Raw genomic sequence first — 20,441 nt, forward strand, 5'->3', positions numbered from 1 at the left:
AATTTCAGTCCATCTGGCCGCATGTTGCTGCACCTATAGTCATGAGAATCGCTTGTCATCACCAATTAAGTCAATGAATGCTCTGAGAGGAGACGACATCAGTCTACTGGAGAAATAAAGCTTTGGACCCTCAAAGCGGCTCCACCACTCTGGCAAAACAGGACTTAAATCTCCGGCGTCCAGTGCCGGGCTCAGCCAGTTTTCAAATGTGCAGATGACACCACGGCCTGCGCATGCCATTTCAATCGCCGCAGGTGCGGCATCGACACCAATGGTAATACGACCTGGTGGATCGATCGTCATGGATTGTTCACCAGATTCCAGCTCCCAGGCGACAAGGGCGCCACTTGAAAAGCGAAGGCGTATGCAGTCGTGGGTGAGAAGATCGCTTGGATGCAAAGGCGTACCGCGTTCCGCTAAATACGCTGGCGACGCTGCGAGAGCTAACTGCTGAAATCGCGGCCCAATCGGCACAGCAATCATATCCTGTGCCAGGTGCTCGCCGTAGCGGATCCCCGCGTCGCAGCCAGCGGCCGTGATATCAACCAGCCTGTCTTCGACGACCACCTCAACCCTCACATCTGGAAAGCTGATGAGAAAGCGATCGAGTAGAGGTGGCAGAATATCCACCATCACAGCGCCGGTGACATTGAGCTTCAAAAGCCCCCGCACTTTATCGTGCGAACTGGCGGCGTCCTGCAATGCAACGCGTGTTTCCCGCATGAGAGGTGCCAAACGTGCAGCGAGTGTCCGTCCCGTCTCCGTCAGGCTGACGCTGCGCGTCGTGCGTATGACGAGAGGCACTCCTAATCGCTGCTCCAACGATGTGATTTTCTCGCTAACAGTCGATGGCGAGAGCCCAAGCTGCGTGGCTGTTTTCCGAAACCCGCCCGTTTCGCATAGAGAAAGAAAAATAGAAATGTCGTCTAACGATGCATCACTGTTCGCCATAACGATCACTCTATCCGCTTTCGGCGCGCTTATCAAACAATCCATAGCTGCTAGTCTTGCCTTTGTGAGGAAAGATCGACGGTCGAACACACTCGCCGTTTAAACTGGACAGGAAAATCACATGGCAAAAAAAACCGTACTGATCACGGGTGCGAACAAAAGCATCGGCTTCGCGACCGCCCGCGAGCTTGGCCGGCGCGGATACCGCATCTGGCTTGGGAGCCGTGACAAAGGTCGAGGTTTAGCCGCAGCGAAAACCCTGACCTCGGAAGGGATCGACGTTCGCATGGTCACTATCGACGTGGCTGACCAGAAAAGTGTTGAGGACGCGGCCTCAACTGTCCATGATGCCGATGGCAAACTGGATGTGTTGATCAACAACGCCGGCATCCCAGGTAGGTCTGGCTCGCCGAGCACACAGGCCTTGAGCGACATCGAAGCCGTGTATCAGACCAACGTGTTCGGGCCGATCAGGGTGACCCAGGCATTTTTGCCTCTGCTGCGTGCTTCAGGTCAAGCCAACGTGGTTATGGTAAGCAGCGGACTGGGATCACTGACATGGCTCTCAGATCCTGCGCACCCATATCATGCTGTGAATATCCTCGGTTACAATACCTCAAAGACAGCATTAAACGCGATCACTGTGTCTTTGGCCAAGGACCTGGCGAAAGAAGGCATAAGCGTCAATGCTGCCGATCCGGGCTATACAAAAACGGATTTCAACAACCACTCGGGATATCGTAGTGTTGAACAGGCTGCAGACACCATCGTCTGGCTTGCTGGTCAAGATGCTTCGGGACCGACAGGAGGGTTCTTTTTCGAGCGGACGTCAGCACCTTGGTAGGATTCGGACGCCAATGGTCGATTTTCTGGACGCGCCTCTTTGCAATCATAAGGGGTTGCCATCATTCACCAAGGCGTCATAGGGTGAAAAAGCGGGGCCTTCAGGCTCGCTGGCAAAAAGCTTCGCTGCCACATCTCGGATACCTGGCTTGCTGGCGACATTAAGCACGCCGTGCAACAAGTTGATGCCAAGTTGGGTTTTTGGATTCATAATACGGGGAGCGATCTTTGGAACGCCCTGCCCGTTCTTGACCATGGGGCGCATTGCTTTTTCGTACGATGAAAAAGCCTCCACCATCTTCGTAGACCTGAGTTTTATTTCGCTTGCCAGCACATAAGCCCCGGTAACAGCAAGCGTTGCGCCTATGCCTGCGAGGGGAGTTGCGCACCAAGCAGCATCGCCCGTGAGCACAATGCGTCCTGTCGACCATCGCTTCATATGGATCTGGCGTAAGACATCGAAATAAAAGTCAGTAGTGTCTTGCATGTGTGAAAGCACGCGTGGAGCTTGCCATCCGGCGTCTTCAAAGCGCTTATGCAGATAGGCTTTCTGCTCCTCGACGCTCCAGTCTTGTTCGCCATTCGCAGGTTGCTGGATCGACAGCATGGCCCGCGTGGTCCCATGCATGTCAGGCCTGAGAGATATGCTGCGTCCTTCAGTCGCGTTGTACCATCGCCACATCCGATCGTCGTCCGCCTGCCTTGGAATGGTGAAATAAGCGATGGTAAGGTCCATCCAGCGCGGTTCGTTTTCGTTTGGAAAAACCAGCTTACGTGTCGACGAGCCCACTCCTTCTGCGATGATGACAGCGTCGTATTTCTCAGCCTTTCCGCTTGCGAAAGTCACGGTTACAGAATCGAAACCGTCCTCGATCCGCTTTATGTGATCGCCGAAGCGAAACACTGCCTGCTCCTGCGCTGGCTCATAAAGCAAGCGTGCGAGGTCGCCACGCAGGATTTCCATTTCTGCAGTCGGTCCGTCACTGCCGAGCTCATCAGTTACGAAACGCGCGACGGATTCACCGTCCTCATCGACCCAGACCGTACCCTCCTCGCCCGTACCGCGCTCAAGTGCCGACTGCTCAAGTCCCATTCTTCGCAGGACGTCACGACCAACCCCTCGGACGTCGATGTTTTGCCCGCCATCACGAAACTCTGGCGTACGCTCGACAACGGTAACATCAAATCCGTAACGGCTCAGCCACCAGGCTGCCGTAGTGCCTGCGATACTGGCGCCTGTGATGAGAATGCGATTTGCCATGGCAATGATCTCCTTTGCACAAACAACATCATCAATGATGTATTTGTTCCGGCGTCACGCTTCTAAATTGTCGATCAGACGTTGGAAGAGCTTCACGACCAGAGCCGCCTCTTCAGCGGAGAAGCCCTCGATACCTTTCGCATTTGCCGCAAGCAATGCATCGCGCCCGATGGCTGCAGCTTCTACCCCTTGGGCCGTGAGTTCTACCATTGCAGCCCGCCGATCTGTTTGAGTAGGCGTGCGGCTGATCAAAACCATCGCTTCGAGTTTGTCGAGCAGCGCCACCATAGCCGGCTGCTTTATTGCAGAAGAGCGGACGAGGTCGCGCTGAAGCATCGGCCCTTTCCAGGACAACAGCATGATGGGACCGATGAGAGGCAGGGAGAGACCATATGGGCGTAGTAATGAATCGACCCCGCGGTTGAACACGCGCGCGGCGTGGTTCGCAAGATAGCCGGGGGCCACCGCCGCTTCCGGATGAATGTGATCGTCCTGATCCGACATAACTTTCCTTGATGTATTGATTGGATTTCGTTCGCTGCGGCGTAGCTGAAGAGTATTGATCCTCGGCATTGAACGTCGACACTGACTGGCAAGCGCAATCGATAATCAGTCTGTGCTGCGGATGCCGTCAATCTGTTTGTGTAGGTCTGGTTCCGTACAGACCGGTTGTCACTCGGAACCCTGGATAGCATTTACGATTAGAGTATCACGTCGCGGTAGCGGCTTGGAGTTTAGTGCGCGACCTCTTCGCACATACCATAAGCTTACGACACACTGTAGTGCGTCCGCTGCCATTGCTGAGATCACCACTCTTGGATGGCTAAGCAGAAAACCACAGTTTAATAAGGACTTGACGTTTTGGATATGACTCTCTTCGTTGGCTATGCTGCTTCATTTTGTTCCGTCTTCAGCTTCATCCCGCAGGTTTGGAAGGTCATTCAAACCGGTGACACGCAAGCGATTTCGGCGAAAATGTATTGCCTCACCGTAACGGGCTTTATTCTTTGGACGGCGTTTGGGATTTTGCAGACCGAGTGGCCAATTATTGTGACCAATTCTACGTGTTTTTTCTTATCAGCGTTTATATTGATGAAGAAATTGTCGTCTTAGGTGACTCGTAAAACCGACCCGTCATTGGCGTATACGTGTAAAGAAGAAGTTGTGTTCGCAATTGGAAAAACAGTGAGAATTGGTTGTTTTGACCCATAAAATAGTCGTTGATGTGTGACTACTAGTCAGAGTCGTGACATAGTTTCTGGTAGAAACCAGCATTCGACGATGCAAATGTCATGTGAGTCTCTGGATCGTCACTCAAATTCTAGTGAGAGACAGCTGTCATCTCTCTTCACAAAGAAGGAAAGCAATATTCAATAGAGAGCCGCAAATGGCCTTGGAGCAAGTTCCAAGCAAAAACCATTCTTTTCCCTACCCGAATGTCGGGCGAGGCACTAACATGAACCTTCCCCTCGCTATTCCCATAGATGAAATGGATTCAACCCCATTTTCAAGGTCGACTGTAATTTACTTTAAGCGCGACGCTGCCGGATCACACCAACAGCCGCTATCGAAGCCACCACGCTGTAGCCGCAACAAGCGAGGGCCTGTGAAGCCAATGGGATGCCCGCATCTATTAAAAGTCCCATGATCACTGGAGACGCTCCGCTAGCTAACACCGCTCCTGCCTCAACAACTGACCTGACCCGTGCAAGGTCTTTCGTCCCGAAAAGTTCAACCCAAAGCGCTGTTGCAAGCGTCGACCCAAAGGCAGCGGACACGGCCATAAACAACATGTAGAGCGGTGCGACGATGGGGCTGCTCGCCGTTCCGAGCAAAACCATGCCGAGAGCTTGAGGAATAAGAAAAAAGGGAAGCAGTCTTTTGGGGCCAAGGCGGTCGATCACTGGGCCTATAACAACTAGAGAGACAGCCTGAACGACGGCAAAAGCTCCGAGACTTCCTGCGACCGTCGCGATATTCCACCCCTTCTGTTCGGCGAGCCTTGCCTGATGGAAAAAGAACCCAGTGACGATGAACGGACTTGCAAGAACGGCAGGCAGGGTGAGTAGGAGTCTTCTGTCGTGCCACAGGGGCCTGGGCTTGATGCCATCGCTTTCCGTTCGGTCACTCCGACTCCGCAAAGGCTCATCGCCAGCAACCGGCAGAAACCTGAGGGCGAAGGCCACTCCGAGGATAACCATGGTCGCGTTGACCGCCCACCCTGTGCGCCAACCCCAGGTGTCCATCACAAACACCGTCGCAAACGGCAAGATACCCTGAGCTGCCGACAGGCCGAGGGCGATGAGCCCCAATGCCTTGCCAGCATCATTCGGAAATGACCGCGCCGTCGCCATGAGGGCCGTATGGGTCATCAGCCCTTGGCCCCCGAGCCGAAGGAAGTAAAATGCAATGGCAAGCACGATGTAATTCGGGCTGATCGACACGAGCAGGCACGCAAACGCCAGCAAAAACGCAACAGACCAGGTGAACCGGCGTACAGTTGTGTAATCGATCAGTCGACCTGCCCAAGTCAGTGTCAAAGCGCTGGCGAAAGTTCCTGCAGCATAGGCGGTGCCTAGTCCCCCGTCGCTGAGGCCGAACGTCGACCTGAAATGAGCACCCGACATGGAAACGAAAAATGTCTGACCGAAGCTCGAGAGCGCCATCAACGACGCGCCGAATAGCAGCAACGGCCAGTTGGCCCGAGAAAACTGGATGTAGCCCCTAATCATACCGTCCCGCGCTTTTGCCTACCATGCTCTTCATTGTTTATGTCCGGTTTCGGGTCGATAACCTGATCAAGTATCTGCGCCACATCGATGAACCTGTCCACGGCATTCAGCAAAATACGAGGCGGAGCAATTTTCTCCGATGCCTGAAGCGTCGAGACCAATGTTATCGTTGTTCCTTTCGTCCTCAAAGCTCGACACATGGCCTCCAGCTTCCTGTCACCAGCCAAGAGCAGAACACGGTCTCCTGCTGTCGCCATAGTCAAGGCGGCGACGGCGATCTCCACCAGATTGGTGCCGTACCTCTCGCGTGGCTCGCTTTTTGCGTGAACATGTCCTCTGACCTCGAAGCCATGTCGGCGTAGCCACTCGAACAGACCGTTAAGCCGGCTCGCTTCAGCGTCGTCCCGCTCGTCGCGAAAGTAGACTGACTGGTCGATCGGCGCACCGTGTGCTGCAATCGCACCGAGCTTGGGTAGATCGAGCCTTGTGTCGAAAACGCGGCGCAGCCGATCATAGTGACTACCATCCACGAAGAAAAACGTCTTGTCCGTCATCGTAGTCCTCCCATGCATGGCGGATCTGAGACCCGCGCAACGCCAATGGTCATCTGATAATCACGACGGGGACCGTGCAGGAGCGGATCATCTCCGTTGTCGAGGAGCCAAGAAACAGGCTTCTCAGGCGTGAATGGCTGAACGCACCCATGATCAGTAGATCATAACCTTCTCGCTCGATCACTTCCGAGATTACTTCCTGGGTCTCTCCCTTTATGATCTGAGCTTCGTTTCCACATCAGGGATACCAGCCGACTTCAGCAGTGCTTTGGCTTCGTCGAGCAAAAGATGCCCCCGCTGGTGCGCAGCTTTGGCCTTGCGGGCATCGAGGTCGGCAAGTTCTTCAAGGAGGGCCGTGCGGGCACCCAGCCCGATGTTTCCACTCAGGTTGAAGGGCGCGCTCGATGTGTCGCGGCGACCGATGACATGGATCAGGTCGACAGAGACCGGTGCGCGCTGGTTGATCCAGACGATATGGTCGCAGATGTTTTTGGCATACTGGGAGCCGTCGATGAATGCGATGATCTTGGTCATGTCGTTCTCCTCAATGGCCCATTAGACGTTCCATCGCGCCTGGCTTGTCATGGATGGCCAGCTTGTCGACGATGGTTTCACTAGCCCGGTTCAATCCGATAATAACGACGTCGGCGCCTTCGCGACGGAATTTCAGGACGATCATGTCCAGAGCCGCAACGCTGGAGATGTCCCAGATGTGGGCGCGGCTGACGTCGATGGTGACTTTGTCCAGCGCTTCTTTGAAGTCGAAAGCCTTGTTGAAGTCGTCTACCGAGGCGAAGAACACCTGTCCCTCGACAACGTAGGTTCGATGTCTACCCTCTTGCGACAGCTGCGACGTGACCTCGAAAATCTGGGAAATCTTCCACGAAAACAAGACGGCCGACATCAACACGCCTATCAGCACACCGATGGCGAGATTATGGGTCAGGACAACGCCCGCGACCGTTGCCAGCATCACCACCGACGAGGACCGGGGATGATCCTTGAGGTTGCGGATCGAAGACCACGAGAAGGTACCGATCGATACCATGATCATGATGGCGACCAATGCGGCCATGGGTATCTGACTGACGAGATCGCCAAGAACAAGGATCATGAATAGCAGGAATGCACCTGCAGAGAGTGTCGACAGTCGACCTCGCCCACCCGACTTTACGTTGATGATCGACTGGCCAATCATGGCGCAGCCGGCCATGCCGCCGATGAAGCCCGTCACGGTATTGGCAATACCCTGACCAACGCACTCGCGGTTCTTGTCACTTGGAGTGTCCGTCAGGTCATCCACGATCTGGGCCGTCATCAGGGACTCCAGCAGTCCGACTGCCGCGACCGCCGCCGAATAGGGCAGGATAATCAGCAGTGTTTCCAGATTAAAGGGAACCTGCGGGATCAGAAAAATGGGAAGCGTCGAAGGCAGTTCTCCCATGTCGCCGACGGTGCGGATGTCAAACCCAAAGAAGATCGATAGTGCCGTCAGGGTGACGATACAAACCAGCGGCGAAGGGATCGCCTTCGTGACGTACGGGAAAAGATAGATAATGCCCAGGCCTGCCGCGACAAGCACATAGGTGAGCAGCGGGACATTCGTGAGTTCCGGTAACTGCGCCATGAATATGAGAATGGCCAGTGCGTTGACGAACCCGGTCATGACAGAACGCGACACGAACCGCATCAGGTATCCGAGGCGCGAAAGGCCAGCCACGATCTGAAGAATACCAGCCAGCACGGTTGCGGCGAGCAGATACTGGAGCCCGTGGTCGCGCACGAGGGTAACCATAAGGATCGCGGTCGCGGCGGTCGCCGCCGAGATCATCCCCGGCCGGCCGCCGACGATCGCGATCAGAATGGAAATCGAGAACGATGCATAAAGGCCGACCTTGGGATCGACCCCAGCGATAATAGAGAAGGCGATAGCCTCCGGAATAAGAGCAAGCGCAACAACCAGTCCGGCAAGGACTTCAGCTTTGACGTTGCCAAACCATTCGGCCTTTATAGTGCCGATGAAATCTGTGTTCAAGTTACAGGTCTCCTATGCCGCACACTGTCTTCAAACAGCGTGTGGGTGGATAAAAAAGGGGAGATACGCCTGTGAATTTGCTTGATCTGAGAACACGGAACCGTGGCAGCAGAAAGCAACAGGCGTCAATTCAGAGCATGGTCAGACGAACGCTGTCATTAGGGAGGTCCAATCGGAATACTCACTGCGGGTATCTTGGGGAAGATGAGCAGGAGTTAGCTGGTTGCCGAGGGATAGGCGCTCGGAGAAGCCACCCGCGTGCGGGTCCGGTTGCTGCAGCTAATATCGCGGCAAATCGAGATATGATCAAGAACAAAACTCGGTCGCCGAAAAAAAACATCGACCGATGTCCTGGACACTTCACACTTATCCAAGCACTCTTGCACACTCACCCGCCAAATCAAGTTGACATCAACTAAATATCCATTATTCTGGATATATGGAAAACAGCACGGCGATTACCGCTCTCTCCGCTCTTGCTCAGACAACACGGCTTGAGACATTTAGAACACTGGTCCGCCATGAACCCGACGGCGTACCAGCAGGGGAGCTAGCGAGGATGCTCGACGTTCCGCAAAACACGATGTCGGCCCACCTCGGCACGCTGGCGAGGGCGGGTCTTATCAAGAGCGAACGTCAGAGCCGATCGATCATTTACCGGGCTGACCTCGACGGTTTTCGTGACCTGACACTGTTCCTGCTGAAGGATTGTTGCGGCGGGTCGGCAGAACTCTGCGCGCCACTGATCGCCGAACTCACCCCCTGTTGCGCACCCGAACCGAGGCCGTCATGACGGTAATCCGGCTTGAACCTGTCGGAGCCGACGATCCGGAGTTGAAGGCGACGCTGATCGAGGCGCATCTTCCGACGGACGACATCCGCGACGAGGGCCGCTCGCTCTTCAAGGCTGTCGCCGAGGACGGTGCCACGGTCGGGTACTCGGGCATAGAGGCCTGCGGCGACGCCAGCCTTCTAAGGCCGCTTGTCGTTCTCCCCGACCATCGTGGCAAGGGTTTTGGTCGCATCGTGACTTGACTGGCACTCGACCGAGCCGAGGGCGCCGTAGACATCTATCTCGCAACGACGACAGCCTCTGAGTTTTTCAAAGACCTCGGGTTCGCGGTCGTCGATCGATCCGCCGTGCCCGAACTCTTCCTCTCCACCCGCCAGCTCTCGGGCATCTGCCCTGCCTCCGCGACCGTCATGAAACTTACCAGGCCACCGAGCTAACAAGGGAACACGACGATGACCAACAAGACCTACAACGTGCTGTTCCTCTGCACGGGCAATTCCGCTCGCTCTATTCTTGGCGAATCCATCCTCAATAATGAAGGCAAAGGCCGCTTTCGGGCGTTTTCCGCCGGGAGCCAACCCAAGGGCGAGGTCAACCCGCATGCGCTGCGCGAACTGGAAGCGCTCGGCTATCCGTCCACGGGCTTTTCGTCGAAGAACTGGGATGTCTTCGCCGAACCCGGCGCTCCCGAGATGGATTTCATCTTCACCGTCTGCGACAGCGCCGCGGGCGAAGCATGTCCCGTTTGGATCGGACATCCGATGACCGCGCACTGGGGTGTCGAAGACCCGGCCGCCGTCGAGGGCTCCGATGTCGAGGTACAGCGCACCTTCGCCCAGGCCACAAGGCTCCTCAAGAACCGCATTGCCGCATTCCTCAGTCCTCCGCTGACATCGATCGACAGGATGGCGCTGGAACAGAAGCTTCGTCAGATCGGTCGCATCGAAGGCTCGACCTCCGCACAGGAGGAAAGTGCCTGATGTCCTTGTTCGAGCGCTACCTCACCATCTGGGTCTTCCTCTGCATCATCGTCGGGATTGCCCTCGGCCATCTGATGCCCGGTGTCTTCCAGACAATCGGCTCTGCCGAGATCGCCAATGTCAATATTTCCGTGGCAATCCTGATCTGGCTGATGATCATCCCAATGCTCTTGAAGATCGACTTCCGTTCGCTGTCGAAGGTCGGCAGCTATTGGCGCGGGATCGGGGTGACCCTGCTCATCAACTGGGCCATCAAGCCCTTCTCCATGGCTCTCCTTGGATGGCTGTTTGTCGGATGGATGTTCCGTCCCTATTTACCCGCCGACCAGATCGATTCCTACATAGCGGGCCTGATCATCCTTGCTGCGGCGCCCTGCACGGCGATGGTGTTCGTCTGGAGCAACCTGACGAAAGGCGAACCGCTGTTCACGCTGTCGCAGGTCGCGCTGAACGACGCGATCATGATCGTAGCGTTCGCGCCTGTCGTCGCACTGCTCCTCGGTCTCTCCGCGATCACGGTGCCATGGGACACCCTGGCGATATCGGTCGCGCTTTACATCGTCGTCCCGGTCATAATCGCGCAGGTGATCCGGGTCCGCCTCACGGCCAACGGCACTGAGCGCGCGCTTGATCGCGTTCTTTCGAAACTCCAGCCGCTTTCGCTTGTCGCGCTTCTTGCGACTCTGGTCCTTCTGTTTGGCTTCCAAGGCGAGCAGATCATCGCGCAACCGACGATCATCGCCCTGCTGGCCGTCCCGATCCTGATCCAGGTCTACTTCAATTCGGGGCTTGCCTACATCCTCAACAGGATGGCCGGGGAACGCCACTGCGTTGCCGGACCATCGGCGCTTATCGGAGCCTCGAATTTCTTCGAGCTGGCCGTCGCCGCCGCCATCTCGCTCTTCGGTTTCCAGTCGGGTGCAGCACTCGCCACCGTGGTCGGTGTCCTCATCGAAGTCCCCGTCATGCTCTCGGTCGTCTGGATCGTGAACCGGTCGAAGGGCTGGTATGAGGCCGCGCCGGCCGTCTCCCGAAACAAAGTCTCAAAAAGGACCTGACTATGGATGTTACCATCTATCATAATCCCGAATGCGGAACTTCGCGCAACACGCTGGCCCTGATCCGGCACGCGGGAATCGAGCCAGACATCATCGAATATCTGAAGACGCCGCCGTCGCGTGCGGAACTCGCGAAAATGATCTCGGATGCCGGACTGACGGTCAGACAGGCCATCCGTGAAAAGGGAACGCCCTACGCCGACCTCGGTCTTGGCGACCCCGCACTGACCGATGACCAGCTCCTCGACGCGATGCTGACGGCCCCGATCCTGATCAACCGTCCGTTTGTCGTCACACCGCTCGGCACCCGACTCGCAAGGCCCTCAGAGGCCGCCCTCGACATCCTGCCGAACACGTTCAACGGTCCGTTCACGAAGGAGGACGGAGAACAGGTCCTCAACGAGGAGGCCAAGCGCGTTGTCTGATCTGCCAGCCATGACCGAACATTTGACAGCACCGGATCGCGACGCGCTGCGTCCGCAGTTTTCGACCCACAAGCCGCGTATCCTGATCCTCTACGGGTCCCTTCGGGAAGTTTCTTATAGCAGGCTTCTGGCACACGAGGCCCGCCGCCTGCTCGAACATCTCGGATGCGAGGTCCACGTGTTCGATCCCAGCGGGCTGCCATTGCCGGACGAGGCTCCGGTTAGCCATCCCAAGGTGCAGGAACTGCGCCTGCTGTCCGAGTGGTCCGAGGGCCAGGTTTGGGTCAGCCCCGAGCGTCATGGCGCGATGACGGGAATCATGAAGGCCCAGATCGACTGGATACCTTTGTCCATCGGGTCCGTTCGCCCGACACAGGGCAAGACACTCGCGGTTATGGAAGTGTCGGGTGGAAGCCAGTCTTTCAACGCGGTCAACCAGATGCGCATACTGGGACGATGGATGCGGATGATCACGATCCCGAACCAGTCATCCGTTCCCAAAGCTTTTCAGGAATTCGACGCCGAGGGCCGTATGAAGCCGTCGTCCTTCTACGACCGGGTCGTCGATGTCTGCGAGGAACTCGTCAAGTTCACCATTCTCACGAGGGACGCGTCGGCCTACCTGACCGACCGCTACAGCGAGAGGAAAGAAAAGGCTGAGGAACTCGAAAAGCGGATCGCTCCGAAATCGATGTGATAATCGCCACACTATTTGGACCTGCTTAGTGGCAAGCGGGCAAGAACCGTAGCTCAATCCAGGATTTTGATGCACCAAGGCCTGAAAACGAAAAAGCCTGCCGCGGGAGGAGGTGCGGCAGGCTTTATTAAAAGAAACGAACAGCGACTGGGAGGAAGGTGCCGCTGATCTAACAGACGTCCCTTGGGAGGAGGTGTGGGCCATCTTAAATCGAAGCTCTGCGGGAGGAAGTGCATAGCGTCGATGCCACAAAGATACCCATTATTGCCGCACATTAAATAGACTTTGCAGCAGTGCAGCTATGCGAAAATGCAAAACCTATTCGTGAAGAACAAATTTTCGACTTCGGACTGCGTGCCACGAAAGACACACGATCAGAACCGTGTAACGGTGCTTACTTCATGGCGTTCGCGCAACAGCGAACGCCGAGACTTAGCCCGCGGCTGGAGTACATGGCGAACCATGCTGTTTTTCAGCAGCGACAACAGCATTCCAAACTGCAAGGCCAGAAAATTTGCCCCGGCAAGCAAGCCAAGAAGCCGCACTGCTGTCAACTCCACGATGAACGGCCAGAAAACCGCGACCAATGTCACTAGCGTCAACGCCACTATGGTGATTTTGACAGGATTGGTTCGTTTTTCGCAATAGGCTTTGCCGTCTTTTGCTGGAACGAAACATGTCACGGGCTCAAACCTCCAGCGGTTGTGGGAACCGACAACCGAAGAGCTCCCTCGCTATTCCGTCTGTCGATATGGACATGATGTTTAAGCCCTACGAGTACCAGCTGGGGGAAGTCTTGACACTCGTAGGGCTCTTGGCAACATGCCAGCCGCTGGCTTTGAACAGCGAACTAATCACCTGTCAAAGTCGGCCCAAATCAGCCTACTTGAACCAATGTTAAGTGCTGTGAAGAGATTGTAAAATTAGGTAAATCAATGACGCCGAGATTTAATTGATACTCAGGACTACTGCCGCGCTCGAAAAGCCGTTCCGCTGGACACCGTATCAAAACGCAGTGAACACCCGGGAATATATGTTGTACAACGCGATTGGCTTTGCGAACGTCACTATTGCTCGAGCATAAGCCCTATTTGCTTGTTAACTCTGGAAATATCGGACGGTCCTGCCACGCCTGGCCGCTGAGTATTTTCTCGCGGCCGACTTTGTAAACGGCTCGCATATAGGTGTTATTGAATGGATCGTTGATGTCGTATGGCACCGAGACATCAATGCTAGCCATGTGAAAGCCGATGCCAACCCGGCGGCAATATTCATATGCCGCGTAGAGTGACTGGCGTGTCTGGGACTTTACGAGAATCGAGTATGCGCGTGTACTTACTGATAGCGTCGAGTTCGTCGTAGCCGAAAACTCGGGCATGAGAGCATTGTTGATCAAGAGATACATATCAGACCCCGCAACCCCCTTCGGTATGGGCAAACTCACGTCTGACAGAAGAGCCTCAGGCACCGTGATGATCTGCGCAGAGGGGCCTCCGTCCGAATGCATCTCAATAATTTGACGCCCGTCGACAACCGCATTGATCTGAACTGCTGGGAACGCCCCAGGTATGCTTGCGGAAGCGATCATGACAGTCCGAAACAGATCAAGCGCATCGCTGCGGGGGCTGCTTGCTATAGCGCCCATATCCCACAGGACAGCACGCTGAGTGTCGAGGTTCGTGGTCAGGACAAACAGATCCCGACCCTTTCGATACTCCGTCGAAATTTCATTTAGCAAAGCTCGATCAACATATCTTTCCACCATATTTTTCAATGGCTTCTGGTAGTAAAGGCTCTCGCCAAGCAGACCTCTTACGATGAACTTCTTATCAATCAACTCTGCTGCCACACCGCTCGTATACAGGTGCTCCAAAACATCGTCATACTTGGAGCCCAAGAATGCGAAGGGGGCAATCAATGCGCCAGTGCTGACACCTGTAACGATATCAAACGTGGGGCGATCACCCCTTTCGGTCCATGCCTTGAGAACGCCGACTGAGAAGGCGCCTCCCGCGCCTCCACCGGAAATGGCAAGAAATTTGTAGCGGGCTTTCCCCGCCCGTCTTTGAATTTAATTCTCTATAAAGGCACTGATATTTGCATCCAGAGGCACTCGCACATTTTCGAACCCGACAATCTGAGCTTTGTCTGCATCGGCTTGGGAATACGGCTCCCGCACAGAGGTGCAACCAGTCACCAGCATCATGACAGTCGTGACCGCCAAAATCGCGTATGATCGCAGCCGAACTGAGGTTCCAGGGTTTAAGCGTTGCATCTTATCTCGCTTGAAAATTGGCCGCGCTATATCGCCATCTGGGGGACGCAGTTGCCGGCGACCTAATGCAGCGCCGGCAGGTCAACGCGTTAGACTGGTGACGTCGAAAGTCCCTCTGCCTGTTTGGCTTCGCCCTTGCCGATTCTCGCCTTGAGCCACAGCAGGGCGTCATCCAGGAACGTGAAGACCACTGGAATGACCAGAAGGCTTAGGAAGGTGGAGGTAATCAATCCGCCTATGACAACAATGCCCATGGGTTGGCGAAAGCTTGAGTCTCCCGAGACGAGACTGAGCGCTGCGGGCAGCATGCCGCCGGCCATAGCGATGGTCGTCATGATAATGGGTCGTGCTCGCTTGTGGCAGGCATCGACAAGGGCATCGTAGCGAGACATGCCAGCCCGGCGCGCCTCGATGGCGTACTCCACGAGAAGGATCGAGTTTTTCGACACAATACCCATCAGCAGGATCAAACCGATAACAGCTGGCATCGAAAAGCTTGTTCCTGTCAGCACCAGTGGCAACAGTGCGCCGCCAAGAGCCAGCGGCAGCGCCATCAAAATCGTGACGGGTTGCAGGAAATCATGAAACAGCAGGACCAGAACGGCATAGATACAGAAAATGCCGATTGCCATGGATGTGCCGAAACTGCTGAACAATTCGCTCTGACGTTTCAACTCGCCCTGCTCAACGAATTTCACACCCTGGGGCAGGTTTTTATAGCTGGGCAACTGTTCGGCTTCTGTGGTCACTTCAGAAAGGCTTCTGCCATTCAGCTCTACTGACAGCGAGACGTTGCGCGATCGGTCAAGTCGGTCGATCTGGCTGGGGCTGGAGCCGATTGAGATGTCGGCGATAGCACCAAGCGCGACCTTGCTGTCCTTACCTTCGACCGGGACGAGTGAGATCGCGTCAAGCGACTGACGGCTTGCGCTGTCAAGCATGACGCGAATGGCGATCTGGCGTTCGGGCAGATTGAGCTTCGACAGAGCTGTATCATAGGCACCCGCCGTCGCCACTCGAATAGCCTCGGCAATGGCCTTGGACGTAACACCAAGAGAGGCAGCTTGCGCAAGATCCGGTTTGATGGTGACCTCTGGCGTCTGCATTGCCGCTGATGAGGTGACGTTGCCGATGCCTGGAAGAGTGCGCAGATCGGCCTCAAGGCTCGCTGCCGCCTGATCAAGAAGATCAGAGTCATCGCCAGCAAGCGTCAGCGTGAGTTTCGTACCGTTGCCTCCAGAGCCTATTTCCAGACGAACGCCGGGCAACTGCTCCAGGGCTTTTCGCAAATCATTTTCGATCTGCGACTGTTTTATGTCCCGGTCGTCAATCGGTGTCAGATTGACGACGAGCGTGGCACTGTTGGTGCTTGAGTTCGACGTGCTGTTCATGCCGCCCGTAGAGGCTGTGCCGGTTGCCTGAAACACCGAGGTGACATGGTCTACGCCTGCGATGATCGCAGATGCTTTTCGCGCAGCTTCGTCGGTCGCTTCAATCGTCGATCCATATGGCGTGGTGAGGGTAACCTGCGTTTGGCTGTCATCGGAGGCCGGGAAAAAGCCCGTCGACAAATGAGACAACAGCAGGACCGTGAATGCCAGAAACCCGACCGTTCCGAGCACTGGAATCCAGCGGCGGCGTAATGCACCTTTGACAAGCCAGAGGTAACCGCGCATCAGGCGGCCGTCCTCTTCGTGTGTCTTGCCACTTGCCTTCATCATATAGGCCGCCATCATTGGCGTTACCAACCGCGCAACCAGAAGCGAGGCGAGAACGGCAACCGACGCCGTAATACCGAACTGCTTGAAGATGATGCCGGGAATGCCGCCCATGAAAGCGGTTGGGAGGAAGACCGCGACCAAGGTAAACGTCGTGGCAATAACAGCCAGGCCGATTTCGTCAGCGGCCTCCATCGCCGCCTCGAAGGGGGTTTTGCCCATGTTGAGATGTCGCTCGATATTTTCTATCTCGACAATCGCGTCGTCCACGAGAATGCCGACCACCAGTGAAATCGCCAGCAGTGTGATGGTGTTCAACGTATAGCCAAGCATATACATCACAAGGAAGGTCGGTATTATCGACAGCGGCAGGGCAACAGCCGCCAGAAGCGTCGCACGCCAGTCGCGCAGAAACAGCCAAACGACGAAAACGGCGATGAGCGCGCCCTCATAGACCATGTGCATCGAGGATTCGTAGTTTTGCTCGGTGGGCACGATGGTGTTGTAGGCTTCCTCGATTGTCACGCCCGGATTGGCTGCGGCAAACACCTTCACCGCGTCACGAACTTTGTCGGTAACCGCCGTATCCGAATAGCCTTTCGATCGCTTGATCTGAGCGGCAATCACGGGTTTGCCATTCAGGTAGGCAAGCGAGGTAAGATCGTTGTGGGTATCTGTCACCGTTCCAAGTTCGTCCAGTCGAACCCAGCTTCCGGCCGGCAGGGGGATGGGCAGTGACCGGAGCTGTTCGACACTGTTTGCCGTAGCCAGCGTCCGAACAGACTGACTTTCACCGCCAATTCGGCCCTTGCCTCCAGACAGATCAGACTGCACAGCTTCGACCTGGCTGTTGACATCATTAGCGGTCAAACCAAGGCCATCGAGAAGATTTGCGTTAAGCTCTACCCTTACTTCTCTATCGACACCTCCAAGGCGACCGACTTCACCAACACCGTCCACGGCCATCAGCGCGCGCGACAGATCGTTGTCGATGAACCAGGAAAGCTCTGCAGAATCCAGTTTGTCCGAATGGACGACATAGGTGATGAGCGGCGAGGCGTTCAACGACTGTTTCGAAACGGTCGGCGCGTTCATCTCTTCCGGCAGGTCGTTCTTTGCTTGGTCGACAGCACTCTTGACCTCATCCAGCGCTTCCTGGGTGTCCTTTCCAACCTGGAAGGCAACAGAGATGCTAACAGAACCATCCGTGATCGTTGTTGTAACGGAGTCCAGCTTGGTGAGGCCCGTCAGTTTATCCTCGATCTTGCGGGCCACTTCCGTTTCGAGCTGAGACGCTGCTGCGCCATCCAGCGACGCACTGATTTCAATCGTTGGAAGGTCCATATCGGGAAAATTCTGGACGTCGAGACGATTGAAGGCCCACAGACCACAGGCGGTCAACAGGACGAAAAGCAGAACGGGCGGGACGGGATTGCGAATAGACCATGAGGAGAAATTCACTTTGCTTCCTCCTTTTTGGCAATCGTAGCACCGTCAGACACGCGCACCGCCGAGCCATCTGCGAGGAAAGCACCGCCTGATGTGACGACCTTGTCAGCCTTTTCGATACCAGAAACGATCTCAACACGTTCGCCCTGTCGGCGACCTGTCTCGACGCGCTTTCGCGCAACGGTCACCTTCTCACCCTCGTTCAAAATGAAGACATAGGAAAACCCGTCCCGGAGCGTGACGGCGGTCGCCGGCACTGTCAGCGCATCGGTGTGTTCGAACTCGAAGTAGCCGCTGGCGAGTATACCCGTCTTCGGAGTTTGCATTCCTGCGTCAGGCTGGAGGGTCACGTACACCGTGACCCGACCATTATTTGTCGACGTGGTGGGTGAAACCAGCCTGACCTCGCCACCAACATCGCCGTCAGGGGTCGGTATAACTGCTTTCGTTCCCTGCTTTACATCGGCCAACCGCTTGACCGGCAACTCGGCCTGCCATTCGACCTTGCTTTGGCGGATCAGCTTGAACAGTTCGTCACCGGTATTCACGACGTTCCCGAGAGAGGCCGAACGCGCAGATATGATCCCGTCATCGACGGCGTAAACCTTTGTCCGGTCCAGTGTCAGTTGCGAAGATGCCAGCGCAGCTTTCGCAGAGAGAACGTCGGCTTTCGCCTTGCGCTCGCTGATCAGATACTCCGTCGTTTGCTGCTTCGACAACGCACCGGAGCCCGTCAGGCCTCGGGCGCGATCCGCATCCGCAACCGCTTGATCGAGCGCCGCTTCCTGCTTTTCGACTGTCGCCTGCTGCTGTTCCAGATCCGCCTGCGCAGTGTCAGCGGAAAACTGCACCAGCAGGTCTCCCTTTTTAACCGTCGCACCGATATCTGCTTTGACGTCGATGATTTTAAAGCCGCTCACCTCAGCCGCGATGACCGCTTCATCCCATGCGGCAAGCCGACCGCTTGCGGGAATAGTCACCGGCCAGTTCAAGAGCTCAGGGTTGGATACGGTCACTGTCAAAGCTGCAGCTTGGGAGCCGGTCTGTGCGGCGTCTTCGCTACGGGCCGACTGCGGCATGACAGTTATGGCAAGGGCCATGGCGAGAGGGGAAAAAGCGAATCTACGCATCAGTGTGTTCCAGTCTTAAGAGCATTCGAGGCGCCAGCCGGAGCGGACCAGCCGCCTCCCAGAGACTTGTAGAGTGCGATCCAGTATCGGACCGCATCGCGCCTGATTTCGATGAGTGTTATGGCGGCAGACTGTGCAGAGCGGCGGGCTTCTTCGCGGTCCAGAATACTGGCCCCGCCAGACTTCCAGTTCTCATCGATCGATCGGAAATAGCTCTGGTAATTGTCGGCCGCAATTTTGGCGTCGTTAATACGCTTTAGCGCGGTATTGACGTTGATCAGCGCTGTCTCGACGTCAGAGACGGCGGTCAGAACGCCGGATTTGTAGCTTGCGACAGCAACGTCGTAATCCGCGACAGCACTTCGCACTGCCGCCCGTCGCGTGCCCCCATCAAACAGCGGTATCGATAAGGCAGGACCAAATGACCAGGGAACCGACCTACCGCTTACGGTAGCCTCACTGATGGAAATCGATCCACTTAAGCTGAGACTTGGGTAGAGGTCAGCTTTTGCTGCACCGACATCGGCAATCGTCGCTGCGACCTCGGCTTCCAGAGCATTGACGTCAGGCCTTTGCCGCAAAGCCTCTGCCGGGACGGAGGCAATGCGCACGACTGACGGCTGTGGAATACGGCTCTTTCCCTTATCCAGCAGCTTGCGAACCGAAAGCTCGTCGATGGCCGTTAACTGGACAATCGACTTGACGAGGATTTCACAGTCCCCGTGTTGAGACGTCAGGCTGGACGACGATGTTGCTGCGCTGGCACGCGAGAGCGCCAGATCGGCGGTCGAGGTAAAGCCAGAATCTGCGGATTTTTCAGTGGCCCGTATCGTTTCTCTTTGCGACGCAAGCTCATCTCGGTAGAGCTGCTCCAACTGGCGGCAGGCGCGATACTGAACGTAATAATCGCCCAGTTCGGCTGCGACGGAAACGCGCGCGTCATGCCATGACCAGACCTTGCCTTCAGCTCGCGCTGCCGCAGCTTGTGTCTCTTTCTTGGTTTTTCCAAACAGATCAAGCTCCCAGGAGGCGTCAAGTCCGCCACTCTTGCTGGTTCCAGCTCTGATTTTGTTGAGGTCATCCCCGTTGTTTCCCTCACGCGACACGGAGGCGGAACCATCGAGTGATGGGAAAAGACCGGCTCTGGTCGAATCGAGCGACGCGCGAGCCTTATCGATGTTGGCGACCGCCTCCTGGATGGAGGGATTTCCGCGCTCTGCCAGATCGAGCAATTCCGTGAGTGAAGGATCTTTAAAACTGGCCCACCAGTCTATGAGATCGGCAGGGCGGCCACCGTGTGGCAATGTCTCATGCCAATACAAAGCAACGTCGGCATTAGAAGGCTTGAGTTCGCCAAGGGTCGTGCAGCTTGATAGCGACACAAAAATAGTGACGATAGATATGGAAGACAAAAATGCGCGCATGTGTTTAAGGCTGCCTTGAGAGCTGTCGCCTGCACTATAGGGATGGTGATGTTAATGTCGGTCAAGAACGTGTTAAGTTATGTAAAAGTGCTGTATTTGAAGGCGCTAGGCCTTAA

The 20,441-nt window shown here is 55.8% G+C and carries 21 protein-coding genes and 1 other annotated feature; of the genes, 8 read left to right on the forward strand and 13 right to left on the reverse strand.

Going from position 1 to position 20,441, the window contains the following annotated elements; genetic code table 11:
- Positions 1 to 39 precede the first annotated feature (39 nt).
- Positions 40 to 951, reverse strand: coding sequence for a LysR family transcriptional regulator (locus RRU01S_RS23105; protein WP_045232617.1), 912 nt, complete (start codon positions 949 to 951; stop codon positions 40 to 42).
- A 121-nt stretch (positions 952 to 1,072) separates the two neighbouring features.
- On the opposite strand from RRU01S_RS23105, the gene RRU01S_RS23110 reads away from it, so the two are divergent.
- The gene (locus tag RRU01S_RS23110) at positions 1,073 to 1,795 is read left to right on the forward strand and encodes an SDR family oxidoreductase (protein ID WP_045232586.1); all 723 of its coding nucleotides are present in this window, start codon (positions 1,073 to 1,075) and stop codon (positions 1,793 to 1,795) included.
- Positions 1,796 to 1,840: 45 nt separating this feature from the next.
- Here RRU01S_RS23110 and RRU01S_RS23115 read toward each other — a convergent pair whose 3' ends face one another.
- On the reverse strand, positions 1,841 to 3,055 hold the full coding sequence (locus RRU01S_RS23115; protein WP_045232587.1) for an FAD-dependent monooxygenase: 1,215 nt from the start codon (positions 3,053 to 3,055) through the stop codon (positions 1,841 to 1,843).
- 54 nt (positions 3,056 to 3,109) lie between these two features.
- Positions 3,110 to 3,559 (reverse strand): MarR family winged helix-turn-helix transcriptional regulator, encoded by a 450-nt coding sequence (locus tag RRU01S_RS23120; protein ID WP_045232588.1) that lies wholly within the window; start codon positions 3,557 to 3,559, stop codon positions 3,110 to 3,112.
- A gap of 363 nt (positions 3,560 to 3,922) precedes the next feature.
- Between RRU01S_RS23120 and RRU01S_RS23125 the strand changes: the two genes are divergently transcribed.
- A complete protein-coding gene (locus RRU01S_RS23125; protein WP_045232589.1) occupies positions 3,923 to 4,168 on the forward strand; it encodes a SemiSWEET family sugar transporter in 246 nt (81 codons plus the stop codon).
- A 416-nt stretch (positions 4,169 to 4,584) separates the two neighbouring features.
- Here the strand turns inward: RRU01S_RS23125 and RRU01S_RS23130 are convergent, their stop codons facing one another.
- Genes RRU01S_RS23130 through RRU01S_RS23145 form a run of 5 tightly spaced genes read right to left on the reverse strand, consistent with a single transcriptional unit; the run spans position 4,585 to position 8,376 of the window.
- Complete coding sequence (locus RRU01S_RS23130) at positions 4,585 to 5,787, reverse strand: MFS transporter (protein ID WP_045232590.1); 1,203 nt, start codon at positions 5,785 to 5,787, stop codon at positions 4,585 to 4,587.
- Positions 5,784 to 6,341: an NYN domain-containing protein gene (locus RRU01S_RS23135; RefSeq protein WP_065699161.1), complete on the reverse strand. Its 558-nt coding sequence runs from the start codon at positions 6,339 to 6,341 to the stop codon at positions 5,784 to 5,786. Before RRU01S_RS23135 ends, RRU01S_RS23130 begins: the two co-directional genes overlap by 4 nt.
- A 49-nt stretch (positions 6,342 to 6,390) precedes the next feature.
- A complete protein-coding gene (locus RRU01S_RS26800; RefSeq protein ID WP_327787145.1) occupies positions 6,391 to 6,525 on the reverse strand; it encodes a universal stress protein in 135 nt (44 codons plus the stop codon).
- Between the two features lie 29 nt (positions 6,526 to 6,554).
- A complete protein-coding gene (locus RRU01S_RS23140; RefSeq protein ID WP_045232591.1) occupies positions 6,555 to 6,875 on the reverse strand; it encodes a hypothetical protein in 321 nt (106 codons plus the stop codon).
- Between the two features lie 10 nt (positions 6,876 to 6,885).
- Positions 6,886 to 8,376, reverse strand: a complete 1,491-nt coding sequence (locus RRU01S_RS23145) for a SulP family inorganic anion transporter (protein ID WP_045232592.1) — start codon at positions 8,374 to 8,376, stop codon at positions 6,886 to 6,888.
- Positions 8,377 to 8,596: 220 nt separating this feature from the next.
- Positions 8,597 to 8,647, reverse strand: a sequence feature (sul1 is cis-regulatory element that is thought to sense ions involved in sulfur or methionine metabolism; They are found in Alphaproteobacteria).
- A gap of 168 nt (positions 8,648 to 8,815) precedes the next feature.
- Here RRU01S_RS23145 and RRU01S_RS23150 point away from each other — a divergent pair.
- The 6 genes from RRU01S_RS23150 (at position 8,816) to arsH (ending at position 12,329) form a co-directional block, all read left to right on the forward strand.
- Positions 8,816 to 9,169, forward strand: coding sequence for an ArsR/SmtB family transcription factor (locus RRU01S_RS23150; RefSeq protein ID WP_045232593.1), 354 nt, complete (start codon positions 8,816 to 8,818; stop codon positions 9,167 to 9,169).
- Positions 9,166 to 9,411: a GNAT family N-acetyltransferase gene (locus RRU01S_RS26580; RefSeq protein WP_234936198.1), complete on the forward strand. Its 246-nt coding sequence runs from the start codon at positions 9,166 to 9,168 to the stop codon at positions 9,409 to 9,411. Before RRU01S_RS23150 ends, RRU01S_RS26580 begins: the two co-directional genes overlap by 4 nt.
- A 210-nt stretch (positions 9,412 to 9,621) precedes the next feature.
- The gene (locus RRU01S_RS23160; RefSeq protein WP_045232594.1) at positions 9,622 to 10,149 is read left to right on the forward strand and encodes an arsenate reductase ArsC; all 528 of its coding nucleotides are present in this window, start codon (positions 9,622 to 9,624) and stop codon (positions 10,147 to 10,149) included.
- Complete coding sequence (gene arsB, locus RRU01S_RS23165; RefSeq protein WP_045232595.1) at positions 10,149 to 11,207, forward strand: ACR3 family arsenite efflux transporter; 1,059 nt, start codon at positions 10,149 to 10,151, stop codon at positions 11,205 to 11,207. The genes RRU01S_RS23160 and arsB overlap by 1 nt, the downstream gene beginning before the upstream one ends.
- Before the next feature lie 2 nt (positions 11,208 to 11,209).
- Entirely contained in the window at positions 11,210 to 11,632 is a 423-nt protein-coding gene (arsC, locus tag RRU01S_RS23170) for an arsenate reductase (glutaredoxin) (protein WP_045232596.1), read from the forward strand.
- A 10-nt stretch (positions 11,633 to 11,642) separates the two neighbouring features.
- Positions 11,643 to 12,329 (forward strand): arsenical resistance protein ArsH, encoded by a 687-nt coding sequence (arsH, locus tag RRU01S_RS23175; RefSeq protein WP_045232597.1) that lies wholly within the window; start codon positions 11,643 to 11,645, stop codon positions 12,327 to 12,329.
- Positions 12,330 to 12,703: 374 nt separating this feature from the next.
- On the opposite strand, the gene RRU01S_RS23180 is transcribed toward arsH, so the two are convergent.
- From RRU01S_RS23180 to RRU01S_RS23200, 5 genes are all read right to left on the reverse strand, one after another.
- A complete protein-coding gene (locus RRU01S_RS23180; protein WP_045232598.1) occupies positions 12,704 to 13,012 on the reverse strand; it encodes a hypothetical protein in 309 nt (102 codons plus the stop codon).
- A 404-nt stretch (positions 13,013 to 13,416) separates the two neighbouring features.
- On the reverse strand, positions 13,417 to 14,400 hold the full coding sequence (locus RRU01S_RS23185; protein ID WP_327787147.1) for a patatin-like phospholipase family protein: 984 nt from the start codon (positions 14,398 to 14,400) through the stop codon (positions 13,417 to 13,419).
- Between the two features lie 293 nt (positions 14,401 to 14,693).
- Positions 14,694 to 17,783, reverse strand: a complete 3,090-nt coding sequence (locus RRU01S_RS23190; protein ID WP_045232599.1) for an efflux RND transporter permease subunit — start codon at positions 17,781 to 17,783, stop codon at positions 14,694 to 14,696.
- The gene (locus RRU01S_RS23195) at positions 17,780 to 18,901 is read right to left on the reverse strand and encodes an efflux RND transporter periplasmic adaptor subunit (RefSeq protein WP_045232600.1); all 1,122 of its coding nucleotides are present in this window, start codon (positions 18,899 to 18,901) and stop codon (positions 17,780 to 17,782) included. Before RRU01S_RS23195 ends, RRU01S_RS23190 begins: the two co-directional genes overlap by 4 nt.
- Positions 18,901 to 20,325, reverse strand: a complete 1,425-nt coding sequence (locus tag RRU01S_RS23200) for an efflux transporter outer membrane subunit (protein ID WP_045232601.1) — start codon at positions 20,323 to 20,325, stop codon at positions 18,901 to 18,903. The genes RRU01S_RS23195 and RRU01S_RS23200 overlap by 1 nt, the downstream gene beginning before the upstream one ends.
- Positions 20,326 to 20,441 lie beyond the last annotated feature (116 nt).

This window comes from Agrobacterium rubi TR3 = NBRC 13261, assembly GCF_000739935.1.
GTDB lineage: Bacteria > Pseudomonadota > Alphaproteobacteria > Rhizobiales > Rhizobiaceae > Agrobacterium > Agrobacterium rubi.